Annotated in this window: 1 protein-coding gene; it reads right to left on the bottom strand. The window is 41.5% G+C overall.

The window, feature by feature from the left end; translation table 11 throughout:
• Window positions 1-1574: IS1182 family transposase (locus CP368_RS09850; RefSeq protein ID WP_098046052.1), on the bottom strand; the 1574-nt coding region annotated here is incomplete at its 3' end.
• Between the last annotated feature and the right edge of the window lie 145 nt (window positions 1575-1719).

Raw genomic sequence — 1719 nt, 5'->3', positions numbered from 1 at the left:
TTTGACCATCTTCTGTTCCAATATTTGCTTAAATTCATCATCATGAAGGCTATTCCCACATCAGTTTCAACCTTCTTTTTGCCTCTTAAATGAGTTCGACGCATGCCAAAAACGTTCTTCAAATGTCCAAAAACTGGCTCCACATCATACTTTCTCTTGCTGTAGATGTACCTGCCTTCAGGACTTTGGAGAACTCCTTTAGCTTTTTCTTTTAAGTATTGCCAGTTAGGATTATAGCGAACCTGCCGCTGGCGTCCGCTCTTGGTTTTGGCTAAACGCTCTAATTCTGGCGTTAATTGAAATTTATCCGCTTCGTAAACCTTAAAATCGCGAACCTGACCAGTCGATTTATCTTTACGCCGACTATAACATTTGAAGCTAAACCTAACGCCGTTTTGATCAAGGTAGTAATCGTCTTCTTCATCATAGAACCAGTTGGCTAGCTTAGTTGGATCGTTTTTGTACTTTCTAGTTTGTTCCTTTTCGTACATGGTATAAGGGATATAGTACTGCTTGTCTGAATATTCTTCTTCAAGCATTGAGTAGTTGTACTCGCTGCCGTAGCCAGCATCGGCGACGATCTTATCGAACTTGTCCATTGTCGTCATCTGTTTTAAAAAAGGCTCTAGCGTCTTAAAGTCAGTCGGATTGGGATACAAAGCAAAATCGACTACGTATTGATCCGTTGTAGCGACTTGGATATTATAGCCTGGCTTGAGCTGGCCGTTCTTCATGTGGTCTTCTTTCATATGCATGAACGTCGCATCGTGGTCGGTTTTAGAGTAGCTATTTCGCCCAGCAAAGACTTCTTCTGCCTCTTCATACTTCTTCATTCTAGGCACGTAGTCTTTTCTTAGCTTATGAAGCAGCTTTTTTAGAGCTCGTCTTTTTGCTTTTCTAGCCGAGCCGCCAGGAATGGCTTTAGGCTCTTGGGCAATCTCTTCAGTCAGTTTTTCAATTTCAGCTTCCGTTTCTTGCGCTAGCTCCGTCAACCCCTGACTGGTTTGTACTTGCTCTTTTGCCATTGCTTTGACGACTTCTTTGGCAATCAGTTCATCATATAGTTCAACTGCTTGACCTTTGAGCTTTTCATGATACTTTTCAACTGCCTTGCGCCAGACAAAGCTATAGCGATTGGCATCGGCTTCGATTTTCGTGCCGTCGATGAAGATAGCCCCTTCGTTGATCAAGCCTTCTTGTTCCAGTAGGTTGGTAAAGTAAAGAAAGCATTTCTTGACCAATTCGTTGGCGTGGTCGCTCGATCTAAAATTATTGATGGTATGGTATGAAATCTGCTGGTGCTCAGCCAATACCATCATTGGTAGATTTTCTTCTAACATCAGCGCAATTTTTCTGCCTGAGAATACTCTGCGAGAATAAGCAAAAAGCAAGATCTTAAGCATCATAGCAGGGTGATAGGCAGGACGCCCGGTTTTGGCAGAATCGCCCAATAGGACGTCTTCTGGAATCGAATCGACGAACCAGCCGATCACTGTTGCCAAGTGATTGTTAGGTATAGTAAAGTCTAAATTAAGTGTTAAAGCAGTCTGGCCTGTGGTATAATTTTGATACATTGAGATTGTCTTCTTTCTTTTTATACTGTAGCGATTTAATAATATCAAGGAAGGCAGTTAAAGTATAGAAAAAGAACGATGAAATCGAAAAGGAAATCATCGTTCTTTTTTCATGTCTTAGGAATTAGTTTTTTCCCAGACACTT

It is taken from the genome of Lactobacillus sp. UMNPBX17 (assembly GCF_002553735.1).
Taxonomy (GTDB): domain Bacteria; phylum Bacillota; class Bacilli; order Lactobacillales; family Lactobacillaceae; genus Lactobacillus; species Lactobacillus gallinarum.
The sequence above is the reverse complement of the archived record's forward strand: the minus strand, read 5'-3'. Positions and strand labels throughout refer to the sequence as shown.